The organism is Streptomyces sp. NPDC005202, assembly GCF_040608235.1.
Taxonomy (GTDB): domain Bacteria; phylum Actinomycetota; class Actinomycetes; order Streptomycetales; family Streptomycetaceae; genus Streptomyces.
In genome coordinates, this window is the sequence record NZ_JBEXHW010000013.1 from 168,269 (window position 1) to 183,623 (window position 15,355).

General features: G+C 71.3%; 11 protein-coding genes, 3 pseudogenes and 1 riboswitch. Of the genes and pseudogenes, 5 read left to right on the plus strand and 9 right to left on the minus strand.

Annotation, left to right across the window (positions count from 1 at the left end):
* Positions 1-342: 342 nt before the first annotated feature.
* The gene (locus ABZV31_RS20900) at positions 343-1,608 is read right to left on the minus strand and encodes an MBL fold metallo-hydrolase (RefSeq protein WP_355895791.1); all 1,266 of its coding nucleotides are present in this window, start codon (positions 1,606-1,608) and stop codon (positions 343-345) included.
* A 146-nt stretch (positions 1,609-1,754) separates the two neighbouring features.
* On the opposite strand from ABZV31_RS20900, the gene ABZV31_RS20905 reads away from it, so the two are divergent.
* The 4 genes from ABZV31_RS20905 (at position 1,755) to ABZV31_RS20920 (ending at position 5,324) form a co-directional block, all read left to right on the plus strand.
* Positions 1,755-2,339 carry a carboxymuconolactone decarboxylase family protein gene (locus ABZV31_RS20905; RefSeq protein ID WP_355895794.1) on the plus strand — a complete coding sequence of 195 codons (585 nt, stop codon included), beginning with the start codon at positions 1,755-1,757 and terminating at the stop codon, positions 2,337-2,339.
* Positions 2,340-2,706: 367 nt separating this feature from the next.
* Entirely contained in the window at positions 2,707-3,885 is a 1,179-nt protein-coding gene (locus ABZV31_RS20910) for a Glu/Leu/Phe/Val dehydrogenase dimerization domain-containing protein (RefSeq protein ID WP_355895796.1), read from the plus strand.
* Between the two features lie 219 nt (positions 3,886-4,104).
* Complete coding sequence (locus tag ABZV31_RS20915) at positions 4,105-4,557, plus strand: hypothetical protein (RefSeq protein WP_355895799.1); 453 nt, start codon at positions 4,105-4,107, stop codon at positions 4,555-4,557.
* Positions 4,558-4,703: 146 nt separating this feature from the next.
* Positions 4,704-5,324, plus strand: a complete 621-nt coding sequence (locus ABZV31_RS20920; protein ID WP_355895802.1) for a TetR family transcriptional regulator C-terminal domain-containing protein — start codon at positions 4,704-4,706, stop codon at positions 5,322-5,324.
* A gap of 196 nt (positions 5,325-5,520) precedes the next feature.
* Here the strand turns inward: ABZV31_RS20920 and ABZV31_RS20925 are convergent, their stop codons facing one another.
* The 3 genes and pseudogenes from ABZV31_RS20925 to ABZV31_RS20935 all read right to left on the minus strand — a co-directional run bounded on the left by ABZV31_RS20925 (position 5,521) and on the right by ABZV31_RS20935 (position 10,010).
* Entirely contained in the window at positions 5,521-6,306 is a 786-nt protein-coding gene (locus ABZV31_RS20925; RefSeq protein ID WP_355895865.1) for an SGNH/GDSL hydrolase family protein, read from the minus strand.
* A 234-nt stretch (positions 6,307-6,540) separates the two neighbouring features.
* Positions 6,541-7,442, minus strand: a pseudogene (locus ABZV31_RS20930) (LysM peptidoglycan-binding domain-containing M23 family metallopeptidase).
* A gap of 2 nt (positions 7,443-7,444) precedes the next feature.
* A riboswitch (cyclic di-AMP (ydaO/yuaA leader) is annotated at positions 7,445-7,603 on the minus strand.
* Positions 7,604-7,907: 304 nt separating this feature from the next.
* Positions 7,908-10,010: pseudogene (locus ABZV31_RS20935) on the minus strand (alpha-galactosidase).
* Between the two features lie 180 nt (positions 10,011-10,190).
* Between ABZV31_RS20935 and ABZV31_RS20940 the strand changes: the two are divergent.
* The gene (locus tag ABZV31_RS20940) at positions 10,191-10,988 is read left to right on the plus strand and encodes a tyrosine-protein phosphatase (protein ID WP_355895805.1); all 798 of its coding nucleotides are present in this window, start codon (positions 10,191-10,193) and stop codon (positions 10,986-10,988) included.
* A gap of 29 nt (positions 10,989-11,017) precedes the next feature.
* Here the strand turns inward: ABZV31_RS20940 and ABZV31_RS20945 are convergent, their stop codons facing one another.
* The 5 genes and pseudogenes from ABZV31_RS20945 to ABZV31_RS20965 form a co-directional block, all read right to left on the minus strand.
* Positions 11,018-11,137 (minus strand): DUF6126 family protein, encoded by a 120-nt coding sequence (locus ABZV31_RS20945; RefSeq protein ID WP_355895808.1) that lies wholly within the window; start codon positions 11,135-11,137, stop codon positions 11,018-11,020.
* Positions 11,134-11,757 (minus strand): XRE family transcriptional regulator, encoded by a 624-nt coding sequence (locus ABZV31_RS20950; RefSeq protein WP_355895811.1) that lies wholly within the window; start codon positions 11,755-11,757, stop codon positions 11,134-11,136. The genes ABZV31_RS20945 and ABZV31_RS20950 overlap by 4 nt, the downstream gene beginning before the upstream one ends.
* Before the next feature lie 84 nt (positions 11,758-11,841).
* A complete protein-coding gene (locus ABZV31_RS20955; protein WP_355895814.1) occupies positions 11,842-13,224 on the minus strand; it encodes an aspartate aminotransferase family protein in 1,383 nt (460 codons plus the stop codon).
* Entirely contained in the window at positions 13,221-15,158 is a 1,938-nt protein-coding gene (gene dxs / locus ABZV31_RS20960) for a 1-deoxy-D-xylulose-5-phosphate synthase (RefSeq protein ID WP_355895817.1), read from the minus strand. Before dxs ends, ABZV31_RS20955 begins: the two co-directional genes overlap by 4 nt.
* Before the next feature lie 30 nt (positions 15,159-15,188).
* Positions 15,189-15,355 (minus strand): annotated as a pseudogene (locus ABZV31_RS20965) (4-hydroxy-3-methylbut-2-en-1-yl diphosphate synthase); the annotation flags it as partial.

Below are 15,355 nucleotides of genomic sequence, written 5' to 3' on the forward strand. Positions count from 1 at the left end.
ACTGGTCCGTCGGGCCCGAGTGCTCGCGCAGGGTGCGCGAGCGGGCATGCGCCATCGCTGTGCCGGTCGAGAGAGCCGAGGAATTCGGCCCTGCGTCGCCCGACGGACACTCACAGTAGTCACTAACGCATCAGGTGCGGCGAGCAGTTGACAAAATCCCCCGGGGAGCGTCGCGCTCTGGTATGAGGGTTCGCACGACAGACCGAGCCACCTCTGGGATGTGCGGTCCCAAAACCGACATGCATCGAACTCACCTGGTCAGAACCGGTCACGAACAGACGGCGGGGGCCGGGGAGTCCTGTGCTCCCCGGCCCCCGCCGTCCGTCCGTTTCCCGCCCGCGGTCAGCCCGCCGGGACGGTTTCGGGGTCGCCGGTGCCCTCCGCCGTGTCCTCCGCGGTGTCACCCGCCGTGTCGGACTGGCCCCGGGCCGCCGCGTCGGCCGCGGTCTTGATCGCCCCTTCGGCCAGGGCTTCCGCCGCGGGCCAGCCGCCCGCCGGGGCACGCGCCACCCCGCGCCACCACGGCTCGCACGGCACGGTCTCCGCGGTCGGCTCGAAGGGCTCGCCGGGGCGCGGCAGGGCGATGCGGGCGCCGGCCGCGCGGGCCGCCGCCATCGTCCCCTCGCCGGGCTCCGCCCACGGGTGGGGCGCCAGGTTGAAAGTGGCCCAGTGGATCGGCAGCATCGGGCCGGCCGACGGCTCGCCCTGGAGATCCAGGTGGGCACGCATGCCTTCCTCGGGCGTCATGTGAATGTCGGGCCAGAACTCCGAATACGCGCCGATCTGGATCATCGTGGCGTCGAACGGGCCGTGGTCCGCGCCGATGTCCTTGAAGCCCTCGAAGTACCCGGTGTCGCCGCTGTGGTAGACCCGGTGCTCCTCGCCCGCGACGACCCAGGAGGCCCACAGGGTGTGCTGGGTGTTGCGCAGGCCGCGGCCGCAGAAGTGCCGGGCCGGGGTCGCGGTCAGCGTGAGAGCGCCGACCTTGGTGGACTCGTGCCAGTCCAGCTCGCGCAGGCGGCCGGCGGACACGCCCCAGTGCTCGAGGTGGGCGCCGACGCCGAGCGGCACGGCGAACAGGGTGTCGGTGCCGGCCAGCGCCTTGATGGTGGGCATGTCGAGGTGGTCGTAGTGGTCGTGCGAGATGACGACGACGTCGACCGGGCCCAGGGCGGCCAGCGGCAGCGGCACCGGGTGCAGCCGCTTGGGACCGGCGAAGGGGAAGGGCGAGCAGCGCTCGCCCCACACGGGGTCGAACAGCACCCGCCGGCCGTCGATCTCCGCGAGCACGCTGGAGTGCCCCATCCATGTCAGCCGCAGGCCGGTGGCCGGGGGCCTGGCCAGATCGGCGAGCGTGGTGGCGTGCAGCGGCACCGTGCCCTGCGGAGCACGGCGGGGGCGCTCGTCCTTGTCGAAGAAGAGCTTGGCGAAGTCCAGCATCGAGCCGGAGGGCCGGGTCCGTGCGACGCCCCCGGGGTTCTGGAAGACGCCGTCCTTGAAGTGGGGTGATCGGCGGATGCGCGCCAGGCGCTCCCCGCTCGGGTCCGCACCGAAGGCCGCGGGCTGCAGGGCGCTGAGTCCGGAGCTCAGGGAACGGAATCCGGCCACGATACCTCCAGGTGGAGTCGGTCAGGCTTTCCATTATGGAGGGCTCCTCCGACAGCCCGATGTCACACGGGCGCGGCCCCGTCCGTCGTATCCGGTGAAGGCACCTTCGAGGTGCACCGGAACCGGCGTACAGGGAGGTGGCCCCCATGGCCCGCGTCTCGCTCGCTCCGCCCCCGACCCTCCTCCACCGCCTGACCCAGTGGTATACCAAGCGCACCTACGGCAAGGCCCTCGACCCCGTCAAGGCGCTCGCCCACAACCTGCGCGTGCTGTGGGGCACCATGCGGTTCGAGCAGTCGGTGTCGAAGTGGAACAGGCTCGACCCCGGCCTCCGGGCGCTCGCCGAGATGGCGACGGCCGCCGCGATCGGCTGCTCGTGGTGCATGGACTTCGGCCACTGGATCAGCCGGGAGCGCGGCATCGCTCCCGAAAAGGTGCACGACGTCCCCGTGTGGCGGGGCAGCGACGCGTACACGCCGCTGGAGCGCGACGTCATGGCCTACGCCGAGGCCATGACGGCCACCCCGCCGACCGTGAACGACGGCCTCGCCGAGCGGCTGCGCGACCGGTTGGGCGAGCCCGCGCTGGGGGTGGAGCTGACGGCGATGGTGGCGGTGGAGAACCTGCGCTCGCGCGTCAACTCCGCGCTCGAATTGACCAGTCAGGGGTTCAAGGACTCGTGCGACGCGCCGGCCGCCGCGGCGGACCGCGTCAGGACCTCTACGAAGTAGAGGTCCTGTCCCCGGCGCCCAGACCGCCCCGGCGACCGCCGCCCGGCCGGCCTCGGCCCCCGGCTCCGTAGCGTCGGTCGCCGCGATGCAGGGCGTCCGGTGCGGTGTGCGTGGCCGCGTCCGGCTTCTCTCCCCTCCGTTCAGAGCGTTGACAGGGCAGGAGACCTGTTCCGATACTGACTCACGGTTCAGTAATCGCCGTATTGGTCAGCACCCGGCGCACACCGCAGCCCCTGGAGGCGCCACGTCCGGCCTCCCCACCGAGCTGGTCCATCGAGCGGAGCCTCGAGGTGCCATCCTCCGGGTGTCGTCCGAGGCCCTCGGCGGCGCCCGGCCCCACCTTGATCACCATTCCCGAGGAGACCGCATGACCGCCCCCCTGATGTCGCTCACCTGGACCGACCACGTCACCGGCCGCCGGGGGTTCCTGGTCGTCGACCGGCTGGTGCGCGGCGTCTCCAGCGGCGGTCTGCGGATGCGTGAGGGCTGCACGCTGGAGGAGGTCGCCGGGCTGGCCCGCGGCATGACCATGAAGGAGGCCCTGCACTACAACCCCGAGGGCCGCTACATCCCCTTGGGCGGCGCCAAGGGCGGCATCGACTGCGATCCCCAGGACCCTCGGGCGTACGGGCTGCTGGTGCGCTATCTGCGCGCGATGCGGCCGTACATCGAGAACTTCTGGACGACTGGCGAGGACCTCGGCCTCACCCAGGACCTCGTCGACAGGGCAGCGGCCGAGGCGGGACTCGTGTCGTCCATCCAGGCCGTGTACCCGCTGCTCGACGACGAGGCCACAGCCCGGCGGCGGCTCGCGGACGCGTTCGCGGTCGAGGTGGACGGCATCGGGCTCGACGAACTGGTCGGCGGCTGCGGGGTCGCTGAGTCGGTGCTGGCGGCCCTGGACCGGGCCGGGATGCCGTATGCGGGGACGCGGGTCGCCGTCCAGGGCCTGGGCACCATGGGCGGAGCCACGGCACGCTTCCTCGCGCGCGCGGGCCTGGCGGTCGTGGCCGTCGCCGACATCAAGGGCACGGTCGCCAACCCGGCGGGCCTGGACGTCGAGGCACTGCTGGCCGCGCGGGACGCCTACGGCACCGTCGACCGCTCGGTGCTGCGCCCCGAGGACCGTGAACTGCCGGGTGACGCCTGGCTGTCCGCCGACGCGGAGGTCCTGGTGCCGGCCGCCGTCTCCTACGCGATCGACACCGCGAACCAGGAGCGGATCACCGCCCGCTGGATCGTCGAGGCGGCCAACATGCCCGTCCTGCCCGAGGCGGAGGAACTGCTGGCCGCGCGCGGGGTCACCGTGCTGCCGGACGTCGTCGTCAATTCCGGGACGAACGCCTGGTGGTGGTGGACGCTGTTCGGCGACATCGGCGCCGACGCGGACGAGGCGTTCGCGTACACGCGGCGTTCGATGCGGGCCCTGATCGACCGGATGCTGGCCCGCGCGGAGGCCGACGGGACGACCCCGCGGGCCGCCGCGCACGCGATCGTCGCCGACCGGCTGCCGGTGATCGCGGAGCGCTTCGGGTGGTACCGGTGACGGCGGACGGACCTTTCGTGCACCCCGGCGCGCGATGCCGCGATGCACCTCGGCGCGCGATGCACCCCGCGCGCGATGCGCCCCGGACGCGCATGCGGTCCTCGGCGAGCCCGACGCGTCATACCCTGCCGGGAATTGAGCCGGACACACGCCGGCAGCAGCATCGGTGGCGCACCGCAGAACACGGCCGAACCGAGCCGCCCCGCACGAGGAGCGTCCTTGCCCGCCATCGACCCGCAGGACCTGATCGAGCACTACATCGGCGTCTGGAACGAGCCCGATACGGAGATCCGCTGCAAGACCGTGCACGGCCTGTGGGCGGAGGACGGGCTGCACGTCCTGCGCCCGCCCCCGGAGATGCCCGCCCCCCGGAGATGCACGCCCCCGGAGATGCACGACCGGGCGGTCGGCCTCGGCTTCACCACCGCCGTCCTCGAGGCCCGGGGCCACGACGAGCTGCACGCGCGCGTGACGCGCGCCTACGAGGAGTTCGTCGCCCCCGGGACGTATGTGTTCCGGATCCGGGAGCCCGCACAGCAGCTGCGTGATGTGATCACGTTCCGCTGGGAGTCCTTCCACCGGGAGGAGAACCGGGCGACGGGAGGCGGCCGCGAGTTTCTCGTACTGGCCGAGGACGGCCGCATCAGGCTGGACCACCAGTTCGTCGACTGAGCCGCCGCTGCTGACTGAATGAGCAGCCAGCAGTGCGGGTACCGTGGCCGGCCGCGCAGGGGTGGCAAGAGGTCGTCGTCGCGCGAGCGGGCGCCTGCGGCGAGGTCTCGCCTTGTTCCTGGGACGCGACCGATTAGGGTGACCGCGTGGCGAGAGTGCGGTTGAGCGTGGCGGAGCGGCGCGAGGAGTTGCTGCGGGCCGCCATCGAGCAGATCGAGGCGCGGGGCGTGGCGGCGGTCAGGATCGCCGACGTGGCCTCGGCGCTCGGTGTGAGCAACGCGCTGGTGCTCTATCACTTCTCGACGAAGGAGAAGCTGGTCGCCGCCGCGTTCACCTACGCGGCCGAGGACGACCTCGCACACCTGCGCAAGCTGCTCGGCCGGCGTACGACGGCGCTGCGCCGACTGCGGGCCGCCGTGCGCTGGTACGCGCCGACCGGGCAGGCCAAGGGCTGGCGGCTGTGGATCGAGGGGTGGGCGGCCGCGCTGCGCGAACCCGCCCTGCGGGAGGTTACGCGGGACCTCGACAAGCAGTGGAAGGCCGCGATCGCCGAGGTCGTCGCGGAGGGCGTGGCCGCGGGCGAGTTCCGCTGCCCGGACCCCACCGGTGCGGCCCTGCGCCTGACGGCTCTCCTGGACGGGCTCGCCGTGCAGATGACGGCATACGGGGCCGCGGTCTCCCGCGCGCGGGCCCAGGAGTGGGTGGACGAGGCGCTGGCCCGGGAACTGGGGCTGGAGCGGGAGGCGTTGACGGCCGCGGAACGGTGAGGACGCCTTCGCCTCGCCCCGCCCCGGAACCCGAGGAGCATCCGCCGACCGCCCCGGAGCCCGCGGAGCGTCACCGACCGCCATGGAACGGCGCGGGCCTCTCGCCCGCCCCCCGGCAACGACAAGGGGCACGACCCGGTGTCGAGGTCGTGCCCCTTGGTGACTTCGGTACGCGGAGCCCGACTGCGGCCCGCCCTCAAGCCACCGAAGCGATCCGCATCTTGATGTCGTCCGGCGACAGCGTGCCCTTGGCCCTCACGTGGTCGCCCGACGACTCGCCGCGCAGTCGGCGGCCGATCCACGGCACCAGGTACTCACGCGCCCAGTGGACGTCGTCGCGGCGGATCTCCAGGGTGCCGCGCGGCGGCAGCGGTGGCCAGGGCTGCTCCGGGTCGGCCGGGACGTCGATACCGAGGGCCTGCCCGGCGCGTAGCGCCACGCGCGTGTGCCCCTCGGGAGACAGGTGCAGCCGGTCGTCGTCCCAGGCGCGGCGGTCCTGGATGGCCTTGAGGGACCACAGGTCGAGCACCGGGCAGCCGTAGCGGTCGGCGATGGCCCGTACGTGCCCGTTGTATGTGGCGATCTTGCCGCGCAGGTGCTTGAGGACGGGCACGTCCCGGGTGTCGAAGCCGGTGGCGACCATGACGGTGCCGGCGGCGGAGGCGAGCCGGGCGACCGCCTTCTCGAAGCGCTCCGCCACGTCGTCCGGGTCGGTGCCGGGGCGGATGATGTCGTTGCCGCCCGCGCAGAACGACACCAGGTCCGGGGCGAGTTCGACGGCCCGCGGGATCTGGTCCGCCACGATCTGGTCGAGCAGCTTGCCGCGCACGGCGAGGTTCGTGTAGTTGAAGTCGCCCTCGGGCCGCCGGTCCGCGAGGAGCACGGCGAACCGGTCGGCCCAGCCGACGAACGCCCCGTCGGGGCCGGGGTCGCCGACACCCTCGGTGAAGCTGTCCCCCACCGCCACGTACGACCCGATCACTGATCTGCTGTCACTCTTCGAATCGTCTGCCACATCGGCCCATGATTCACCTTTGATGTGACCTACGCGACCGTAGGCAGGGGTTGACGGGCGGTGAGATAAGCCACTTTCCGTTTCTGGCTCAACCGGGAATACGCGGCAGGAACGAGCCGCCGAACACCGAAGGCCGGACCCGGGGATCGGGGTCCGGCCTTCGGCGGCGTGTCAGGCAGGTGGTTCCGAGGGGCGCGCGCGTCAGCCGACGGCGACGCCGTGCGAGCGAAGGTAGGCGACCGGGTCCACGTCCGAGCCGTAGTTCGGCGTGGTGCGGATCTCGAAGTGCAGGTGCGGGCCAGTCACGTTGCCGGTCGCACCGGACAGGCCGAGCTGCTGGCCCGCGGTCACGGTCTGGCCGGCGGAGACCGAGAGGGAGGACAGGTGGGCGTACTGGGCGTAGTAGCCGTCGCTCAGCTTGACGACGACCTGGTTGCCGTACGCGCCGCCCCAGCCCGCAAAGACGACGGTGCCCGCGGCCACGGCCTTGACCGGGGTGCCGGTCGGCACGACGAAGTCGACGCCCGTGTGGTAGCCGCTGGACCACATGCTGCCGGCCACGTGGTAGCCGGTGCCGATGGTGGCGCCGGTCACGGGGAGGGTGTAGCCGGTGGAGGTGGTCTGGGCGGCCTGGGTGGCCTTCGTGGCTTTCGTGGCCTTCGTACCCTTCGTGACGAAGGCCGAGGAGGATGCGGAGGACGACGACTTGGGCGCCTGTGTCGCGTCGGTCGTCGCGGCCTTGTGGCCGAGCGTCAGCTTCAGGCCCGGGTGGATCAGCGACGGGTCGTCGCCGATGGCCCGGCGGTTGTCCTGGTAGAGCTTCTTCCAGCCGCCGACGACATGCTGCTTTTCGGCGATCTTCGAGAGGTAGTCGCCGGTCCTGACGGTGTAGATCCGCACGCCCGCGTACTTGGCGGCGGCCGTCTTCCCGGTCACGGGACGGTCTGGACGGCCTTTTCGGAGACGGACTGCGCGGGGGCCGCGTGGGCGCCGGTGGCTCCGATGAGCGGCAGGGCGAGGGCGGCGCCACCGGTTCCGGCGGCGGCGATGGTGCGGGTGAAGCGCTGGGGCTTCGGGCGGCGGTGCTTTCCCTTCGCCGGCATGGCAAATTCCTCTCCGGCGCCTGCGAGGTGAGCTGTCGGGTTCGGGCTGGAGATGCCCGGCCGCGGGGACGCGGCTTAACCCCTAGCCGTTCCGGAGACCGGAACAGGCAGTCGTACCTGTGGGTCCCGCCGCTCCTGCCGTGCACAGGTGAGTGTGCGGGCCCCGGACGGCGGCAGGATTCGGCGTCCGTCCGGATCGGTGGAGAACGTAAGCGATCAAGACACGCAGGGACAAGCAGATGGTCACAGTTCTCCGCCTTTTGCTTGATCCGTTACGGGAATTCCCGGTCACCCTCCGTGAATTCGATCGCCCTTTCCTTGTTCAATTCCCTGGAATATTACACGAATTACGTGAACATGACGGGCGACGCTCGGTCACGAATATGATGCTCCTCACGCGGCCGCTTTCCAGCACCCCTTAATCCGGAGCGAGTTGGAATGAAGGCTGCAATTCGGACAGTAGTTTCAGATACGACGGAGGCGGAGAACCGTCGCATCGAGGTCGCCACCGAGCCCGGTGCGCAGCCCGTGATGCAGCAGGACGGCACCGCGGAGCACTTCACCTTCCCGCAGGCTCTCGGCTGCACTCGAGCCGGGGGGACCCCCACTTCGGCATTCGTACATCGCCGTCGGGTCGAGGCCGCGCAGCCGCAGCGCCGGAACCGGCTCGACGTAGTGCTGCGCCTGGAGCAGGGCGAGGACGACCGTCTCGCCGCCGAGCACGTACTGCACCGCGCTCAGCCCGCCCTGCGGCGGGCGCAGCCGGAAGAGGTCGCCGCGCTGCACGACGGGCCGGATCTCCTTGTAGAGGGCCACCCAAGCCCGTGCCTCGGTCAGCTCTTCCTCCGTCCACCCGGTGAGGTCGCCGCCGACGCCGAGTACTCCGGCCATGGCGCTGACGAAACGGAAGCGCAAACCCGCCCGTTGAGCTGGGTGTTCGGGCTGTCGGTGACCCAGGCGGCCATGACCCGCGCGGGATGGATCTGGCTGAAGCCGTGCTGGATGACAAGGCGGTCGAGCGGATCGGTGTTGTCCGAGGTCCACACCTGGTCCGTCCGGCTCATGATGCCGATGTCGACGCGGCCTCCGCCGCCCGAGCAGGACTCGAAGGCGACGCCCGGGTGGGCGGCCCGCAGCCGGTCCAGCAGGGCGTACACCGCGCGCACGTGGTCGACCCACAGGCGCTGCGGATACGACTCCCCGGGCCAGCCGGCGTCGGTGAAGCAGCGGTTGAAGTCCCACTTCACGTAGTCGATCGGGGCGCTGGACAGGAGCCCGTCGAGCTGCTCCCACAGATACTCCTGGACGTCCTCGCGGGCCAGGTTGAGCACGAGCTGGTTGCGGAATTCCGTCCGCTTTCGTCCTGGTTGGTACTGCACCCAGTCGGGGTGGGCGCGGTACAGGTCGCTGTCCGAATTGACCATCTCGGGCTCGACCCAGATGCCGAACTGCATGCCGAGGGCGTGCACGTGGTCGGCGAGCGGCTTCAGGCCGGCCGGGAAGCGGTCGGGGTTGGGCCGCCAGTCGCCGAGCCCGGCCCGGTCACTGGTGCGGGCGCCGAACCAGCCGTCGTCGACCACGAACAGCTCGATGCCGATGGCCGCCGCCCGCCGCGCGAGCGCCCGCTGCCGCTCCTCGGAGATGTCGAACTCCGTGGCCTCCCAGGAGTTGTAGAGCACCGGCCGGTCCCGGTCCGCGTCCGGGATGACGTGCCCGCTGGTAGGCGTGCCAGGCGCGGCTCGCGCCGCCGAAGCCGCCGTCGCTGAACAGGCCCGCGAAGACCGGCGTCGTGTACGACTCCCCAGCGGCCAGCGTCAGCAGGCCCGAGTCGTCGTACCCGGCGCCGCCGGTGATCTGCACCCGCCCGTCCGGGAGCCCGGCGACCGCGATCCGCCAGGAGCCGGACCAGCCGAGGGCACAGCCGTAGACCTCGCCGTGTTCCTCGGTGGCGTCGGTGTCGAGGGCGACCCACGGCAGGTGCTGGTGGCCGGTGTGGCCGCGGCTGCTGCCGATGACCTTCTCCCCGTAGGTGAGGTCGGAGCGCACGAGCCGGGACTCGGCGGCCCAGCGGCCGTGCAACTGGGACAGCCGCCAGCCCTCGCGGTCGGGCAGGGTCCAGGTGGCGGAGTCGGCGCGCAGCAGCTCCAGGGCCTCGGGGCCCTGGTTGTCGAGGGTCACCCAGCGCTCGACGACGTCGCCGCGCATCCGGTAGTGCAGCGTGACGGCCAGGCCGCAGTCGCTGAACCGCAGCCGCAGTTCGCCGTCCTCGGTCTCGTACGCCTCGAAGGCCCACTCGGTGCCGCGCCGCTCGGCGGTGCGCACGGACAGCGCGGGCCGCACGAAGCGGGGGCCGCCCTCGACCGGGTACTCCTCGTGCCCGTCGAGCGGGGACTCGAAGGGCCAGTGGTCAGGCAGCGGGCGGGCGGCCAGGGCCTCGGCGTCGGCGAGCGCGATCCTGGGGCCCCAGTGCAGGTGGAGCAGCTCGTCGTGCTCGGTGAGATGGACGGCGTAACTGCTCGCGGGGCCCGTCAGGAGCCACGTACGGCCGTCGTCGGCGCTCTCCAGCATGTCCGCCCCCACAGATCCGAACAGGTCCACTCAAGCGCCAACATCATCAAGGGGTACGGGCCCGGAGGCAACGCCTGTGGACAACTCGTTGCCCCAGTTGCCCCAGGAATCGATGTCGTATGGTCGGTGTCGCGCCCGCCGACGAGCCGTGACGGCGGGGCAATGTGGGAGGGAGCCCCAGTGACGCAGCAGGTCCCGTCGACCGAGCCCGAGCTGGCCGGAGTGCGCAACTTCCGTGATGTGGGCGGACTGCCGACCGTGGACGGACGGCGGGTGCGGCACGGTGTGCTGTACCGCAGCGGCCACCTCGCGCACGCGACCGAACAGGACGCGGCCTTCCTCGCCTCACTGGGCCTGCACACGGTCTTCGACTTCCGCAACGCGGCCGACAAGAAGCTCGAGGGGCCGGACGTCGAGCTGCCCGGCGTACGCAATGTGAACCTGCCGCTGAGCGACCCGGCGGACGGCGCCGAGTTCTGGAAGATGGTCCGCGACGGCGACCTCGACCAGCTGCGTGCGATCCTCGCGGACGGCAAGGCGGCGAACAGGATGATCGCCTCCTACCGCACGATCATCAAGGAGCGCACCGCCGAACACTCCCGGGTGCTGCACGCACTCGCGGAGGACAGTGTCCCCGCCCTGATGCACTGCGCGGCCGGCAAGGACCGCGCGGGCCTGTCGATCGCCGTGACGCTCCTCGCCCTGGGCGTGGAGCGTGAGGCGATCCTCGCGGACTACCTGGAGTCGAACGCCAAGCACCGCCGCTACAAGGTGCACCGCAGCGCCACCTCGGCCTCGGCCTACTCCCCCGAGGTCATGGAGCTGCTCAGCCCCCTCTTCGAGGCACGCGCCGAGTATCTGACCGCGGCCATGGAGACCATCGAGGAGACCTGGGGCGGCGTCGACGCCTACCTGGAGCGAGGGCTGGGGCTCCTTCCGCAGACCCGGGAGCGGCTGCGGGAGCGGCTGCTCGACTGACGGGCCGGTTGCTGCCGAGGGTGGCGGTGCTACTTCGCGCCGACCTCGAACAGCAGCCAGACGAAGGCGGCGAAGATGTGCCCGACGGCGATGTAGATGATGAGCCGGACCCACAGGGCGCGCGGGAACTTCTCTTCCAGGTTGCTCATGGTATGTCTCCAGTGACGGGCCCCAGGCACAGCGCGGCCGTGGGGCTCTGCAGCAAGGTGTGGACGAAGAGGAGCTCGACCCCGTCGTGGTCCTCGGCCGCGATGCGGTGCGGGGTCAGCGAGTCGAAGTGCGCGCTGTCGCCCGGTGCGAGCCGGTGCATGGTGTCCCCGAGGCGCAGCCGCAGCCGCCCCTTGAGGACGTACAGCCACTCCTCGCCGGGGTGCACGCGCACGATGTCGCCCTGGGAGCCGTACGGCACGCGGACCCGCAGGGCCTGCATCCCGCGGCTGGGTGCGCCTGTCTGCCAGTACGTCCAGCCGCCGGCCCGGGTCGGCTCCATGTCGGCGGCGCGCACGATCGCGTCCCGCTCGGGAACGGTCTCGCCGAGCAGTTCGGAGACGGTCGTACCATAGATACGCGCGAGCGTGAGCAGCATCGGCAGCGAGGGCTGGCGCTGCCCGGTCTCCAGGCGGGAGAGGTGGGCGGGCGACAGCCCGGCGGCGCGGGCCGCGGCCTCCAGGGTGAGGGAGGCGCGACGGCGCAGCGCACGGAGTTGCGGCGCGACGGCGGGCAGTTCCTCGACCGGCCCCGCCGAGGGCTCGGACTCGGGGAAGCTCATACCTCCATTCAGCCGCAGACTTGCCTCTCCGGCAAATTCTTTGCCTCAGAGGCAAGGCCCAGCGGGGCCGCTTGGTGAGCCCGGCTACCGGTTGGCAACGGCCTGCTTCAGCAGCGTCTTCCCGAAGTCCCACATCAGTCCGCCGCCGTGTGCGTCGTCCATCACAGCGGTGAAGGCGTCGACGAACCGGTCCACCTCCCGCTCTCCGATGACCAGCGGCGGGATCAGCTTGATCACCTCCAGGTGGTCGCCGGAGACCTGGGTGAGGATCCGGTGGCGTTGCAGCAGCGGGACGACCACCATCTGCGCGAACAGGCCCTTGCGCGCGGCCTGCAGCATGGTCCAGCGGCTGCGCAGCTTCAGCGACCGGGGCCGGCCGAACTCGATGCCGATCATCAGGCCCCGGCCGCGGACGTCGGCGAGCAGCTCGTACTTGTCGATCAGCGCCGCGAGCCGGGACTTCAGCTGCTCGCCCGTCGCCCGCGCGTTGGCCACGATCTGCTCGTTCTCCATGACCGACAGCACGGCGAGGCCGGCCACCATGGCCTGGGCGTTGGAGCCGAAACTCGCCGAGTGGACCAGCACCCGGTCGATCGACGAGTAGACCTTCTTGAAGATCCAGTCCTTGCCGAGGGTCGCACCCACGGGCACGTATCCGCCCGACAGGGCCTTCGCCACGCACACCAGGTCCGGCTCGACACCGTCCTCGTGCTGGTAGGCGTAGAAGTCGCCGGTGCGGCCGAGGCCCGTCTGCACCTCGTCCGCGATGAGCAGCGCCTTGTGCCTGTGGAGCAGCTCCTGGGCGGCCCGCAGATAGCCGGGGGGAGCCTCGTGGACGCCCTTGCCCTGGATCGGCTCGACGATCAGGGCGGCGACGTCGCCCTTCTTCAGCTCCCGCGCCACGGCGTCCAGGTCGCCGAGCGGGACGGCGGTGTCGGGCAGCAGGGGGGCGAAGCCGTCCCGGAAGCCGTCCTCGCCGTTGACGGACAGGGAGCCGGTGGTCAGGCCGTGGAAGGCGTGCTCGCAGTACAGGATCCGCGGCTTGCCGGTCGCGCGGCGGGCGAACTTCAGCGCGGTCTCCACCGCCTCCGTCCCGCTGTTTCCGAAGAACACCCGGTCCAGGTGCGGGCTGTGCGCGAGCAGCCGCTCGGCCAGCAGTCCGGGCAGCGGCTGGCAGTCGAAGCGGGTGAGGTCGGCGAGCTGGGCGTCGAGGACGTCGTGCAGCGCCTTGCGGACGACGGGGTGGTGGCGGCCCAGGCCCATCACCCCGAACCCGGCGAGCATGTCCAGGTAGTCGTTCCCGTCCGCGTCCCAGAAGTACGCGCCCTCGGCCCGCTCGTAGACCTTGTCGAAGCCGATGGTGTGCAGCATCCGCGGCAGCTGGTGGTTGAGGTGCCTGGCGTGCAGCTCGTAGCGCTCGGCTCCGCGCTCGGCCAGGAGTCTGCCGAGGTCGAACTCCGTGGTCATTCAGCCTTCTCCTTGACTGCCGTGACGGCTCCGGCGGTCTGCTGTTCCGGGAGCGTCCCGGCCTGTTCCTTGACGGCCAGGCTCGCGCCGATCCGTCCGGCGACCTCGACGGGCGTGAGGCCGATGTCGGCCAGCACCTCCCCGCGCTTGGCGTGCGCGAGGAACTGCTCGGGTATGCCGAACCGCCGCACCGGTACGTCGACTTCGGCGTCGCCGAGCGCCAGGGCCACCGCGGCGCCGACGCCGGCCGCGCGGCTGTTGTCCTCGACGACGGCGACCAGGCGGTGGCCGGCGGCGAGGCCCGGGAGCGCCGGGTCGACGGGCTTGACCCAGCGGGGGTCGACGACGGTGCAGGCGATGCCGCGGGCTTCGAGCAGCTCGGCGGCCCGGAGGCACACCGGTGCCATGACGCCGACGGCGACGAGCAACACCTCGGGCCGGTCCGCTCTGTGCAGCACGTCCATGCCGCCCACGTGGTCGACCGCCGGGATCGACGGGCCCACCGACTCCTTCGGGAAGCGCACCACTGTCGGCGCGTCGTCCACGGCGACCGCCTCGCGCAGTTGGGCGCGCAACTGGTCGGCGTCGCGTGGCGCCGCGATCCTCAGGCCCGGGACGACCTGGAGGACGGACATGTCCCACATGCCGTTGTGGGAGGGCCCGTCGACGCCGGTGACGCCGGCCCGGTCGAGGACGAAGGTGACCCCGCAGCGGTGGAGTGCCACGTCCATCAGCAGCTGGTCGAAGGCGCGGTTGAGGAAGGTGGCGTAGACGGCGACGACCGGGTGCAGGCCGCCGGTGGCGAGACCGGCGGCGGAGACGGCCGCGTGCTGCTCGGCGATGCCGACGTCCCACACCCGGTCGGGGAAGCGTTCGGCGAACTTGCCGAGGCCCACCGGGTGCAACATGGCGGCCGTGATCGCCACGACGTCGTCCCGCTCCTCGCCGATCTTCACGATCTCGTCGCCGAACACCGACGTCCAGGACGGGCCGCTGGACGGTGTGAGCGGCTCGCAGGTGAGCGGGTCCATCACACCGACGGTGTGGAAGTGGTCCTCCTCGTGGGCGAGGGCGGGTTCGTAGCCGCGGCCCTTCACGGTGAGGCAGTGGACGAGGACCGGCCCGTGGAAGCGTTTCGCACGGCGCAGCGCCGACTCGACCGCCTTGATGTCGTGCCCGTCGATCGGGCCCACGTACTTCAGACCCAGGTCCTCGAACATGCCCTGCGGGGCGAAGGCGTCCTTGAAGCCCTTCTTCGCGCCGTGCAGGGACTCGTAGAGGGTGTTGCCGACGACCGGTGTGCGCAGCAGGACGTCCTTGCCCCAGGCCAGGACCTTCTCGTAGCCGTCGGTCGTGCGCAGGGTGGCCAGGTGGTTCGCCAGGCCGCCGATGGTCGGCGCGTACGAGCGCTCGTTGTCGTTGACGACGATGATCAGCGGCCGGTCCTTGGCCGCCGCGATGTTGTTCAGCGCCTCCCAGGCCATGCCCCCGGTCAGGGCGCCGTCACCGATGACGGCGACGACGTGGCCCTTCTGCCCCTGCACCTGGCGGGCCTTGGCGAGCCCGTCGGCCCAGCCGAGCGCGGTGGAGGCGTGGCTGTTCTCGATGACGTCGTGCTCGGACTCCTCGCGCGACGGATAGCCGGACAGTCCCCCCTTGCCGCGCAGCTTCGAGAAGTCCTGACGTCCCGTCAGAAGCTTGTGGACGTAGCTCTGGTGGCCGGTGTCCCACAGGATGCGGTCGACCGGTGACTCGAAGACCCGGTGGAGCGCGATGGTGAGTTCCACCACCCCCAGGTTGGGCCCGAGGTGGCCGCCGGTCCTGGCGACCGCGTGCACCAGGAACTCACGTATCTCGTCGGACAGTTCACCGAGTTCCGCCTCGGACAGCGCCTTCAGGTCGCGTGGTCCCCGGATGTTCTCCAGAATGGTCACGCTGGGCCCCCTCTCGGTCCGTGCTGTGCTTCAACTCACTGCCACTGTCGGTGTCCCCGTACCGGTGGGGGCGCCTGGTGCGACGCCGTTCCGCTCCATCTCCTCGGCGAGCTTCATGGCCTCCTCGATGAGGGTCTCCACGATCTTCGACTCGGGGACGGTCTTGATGACCTCGCCCTTGACGAAGATCTGGCCCT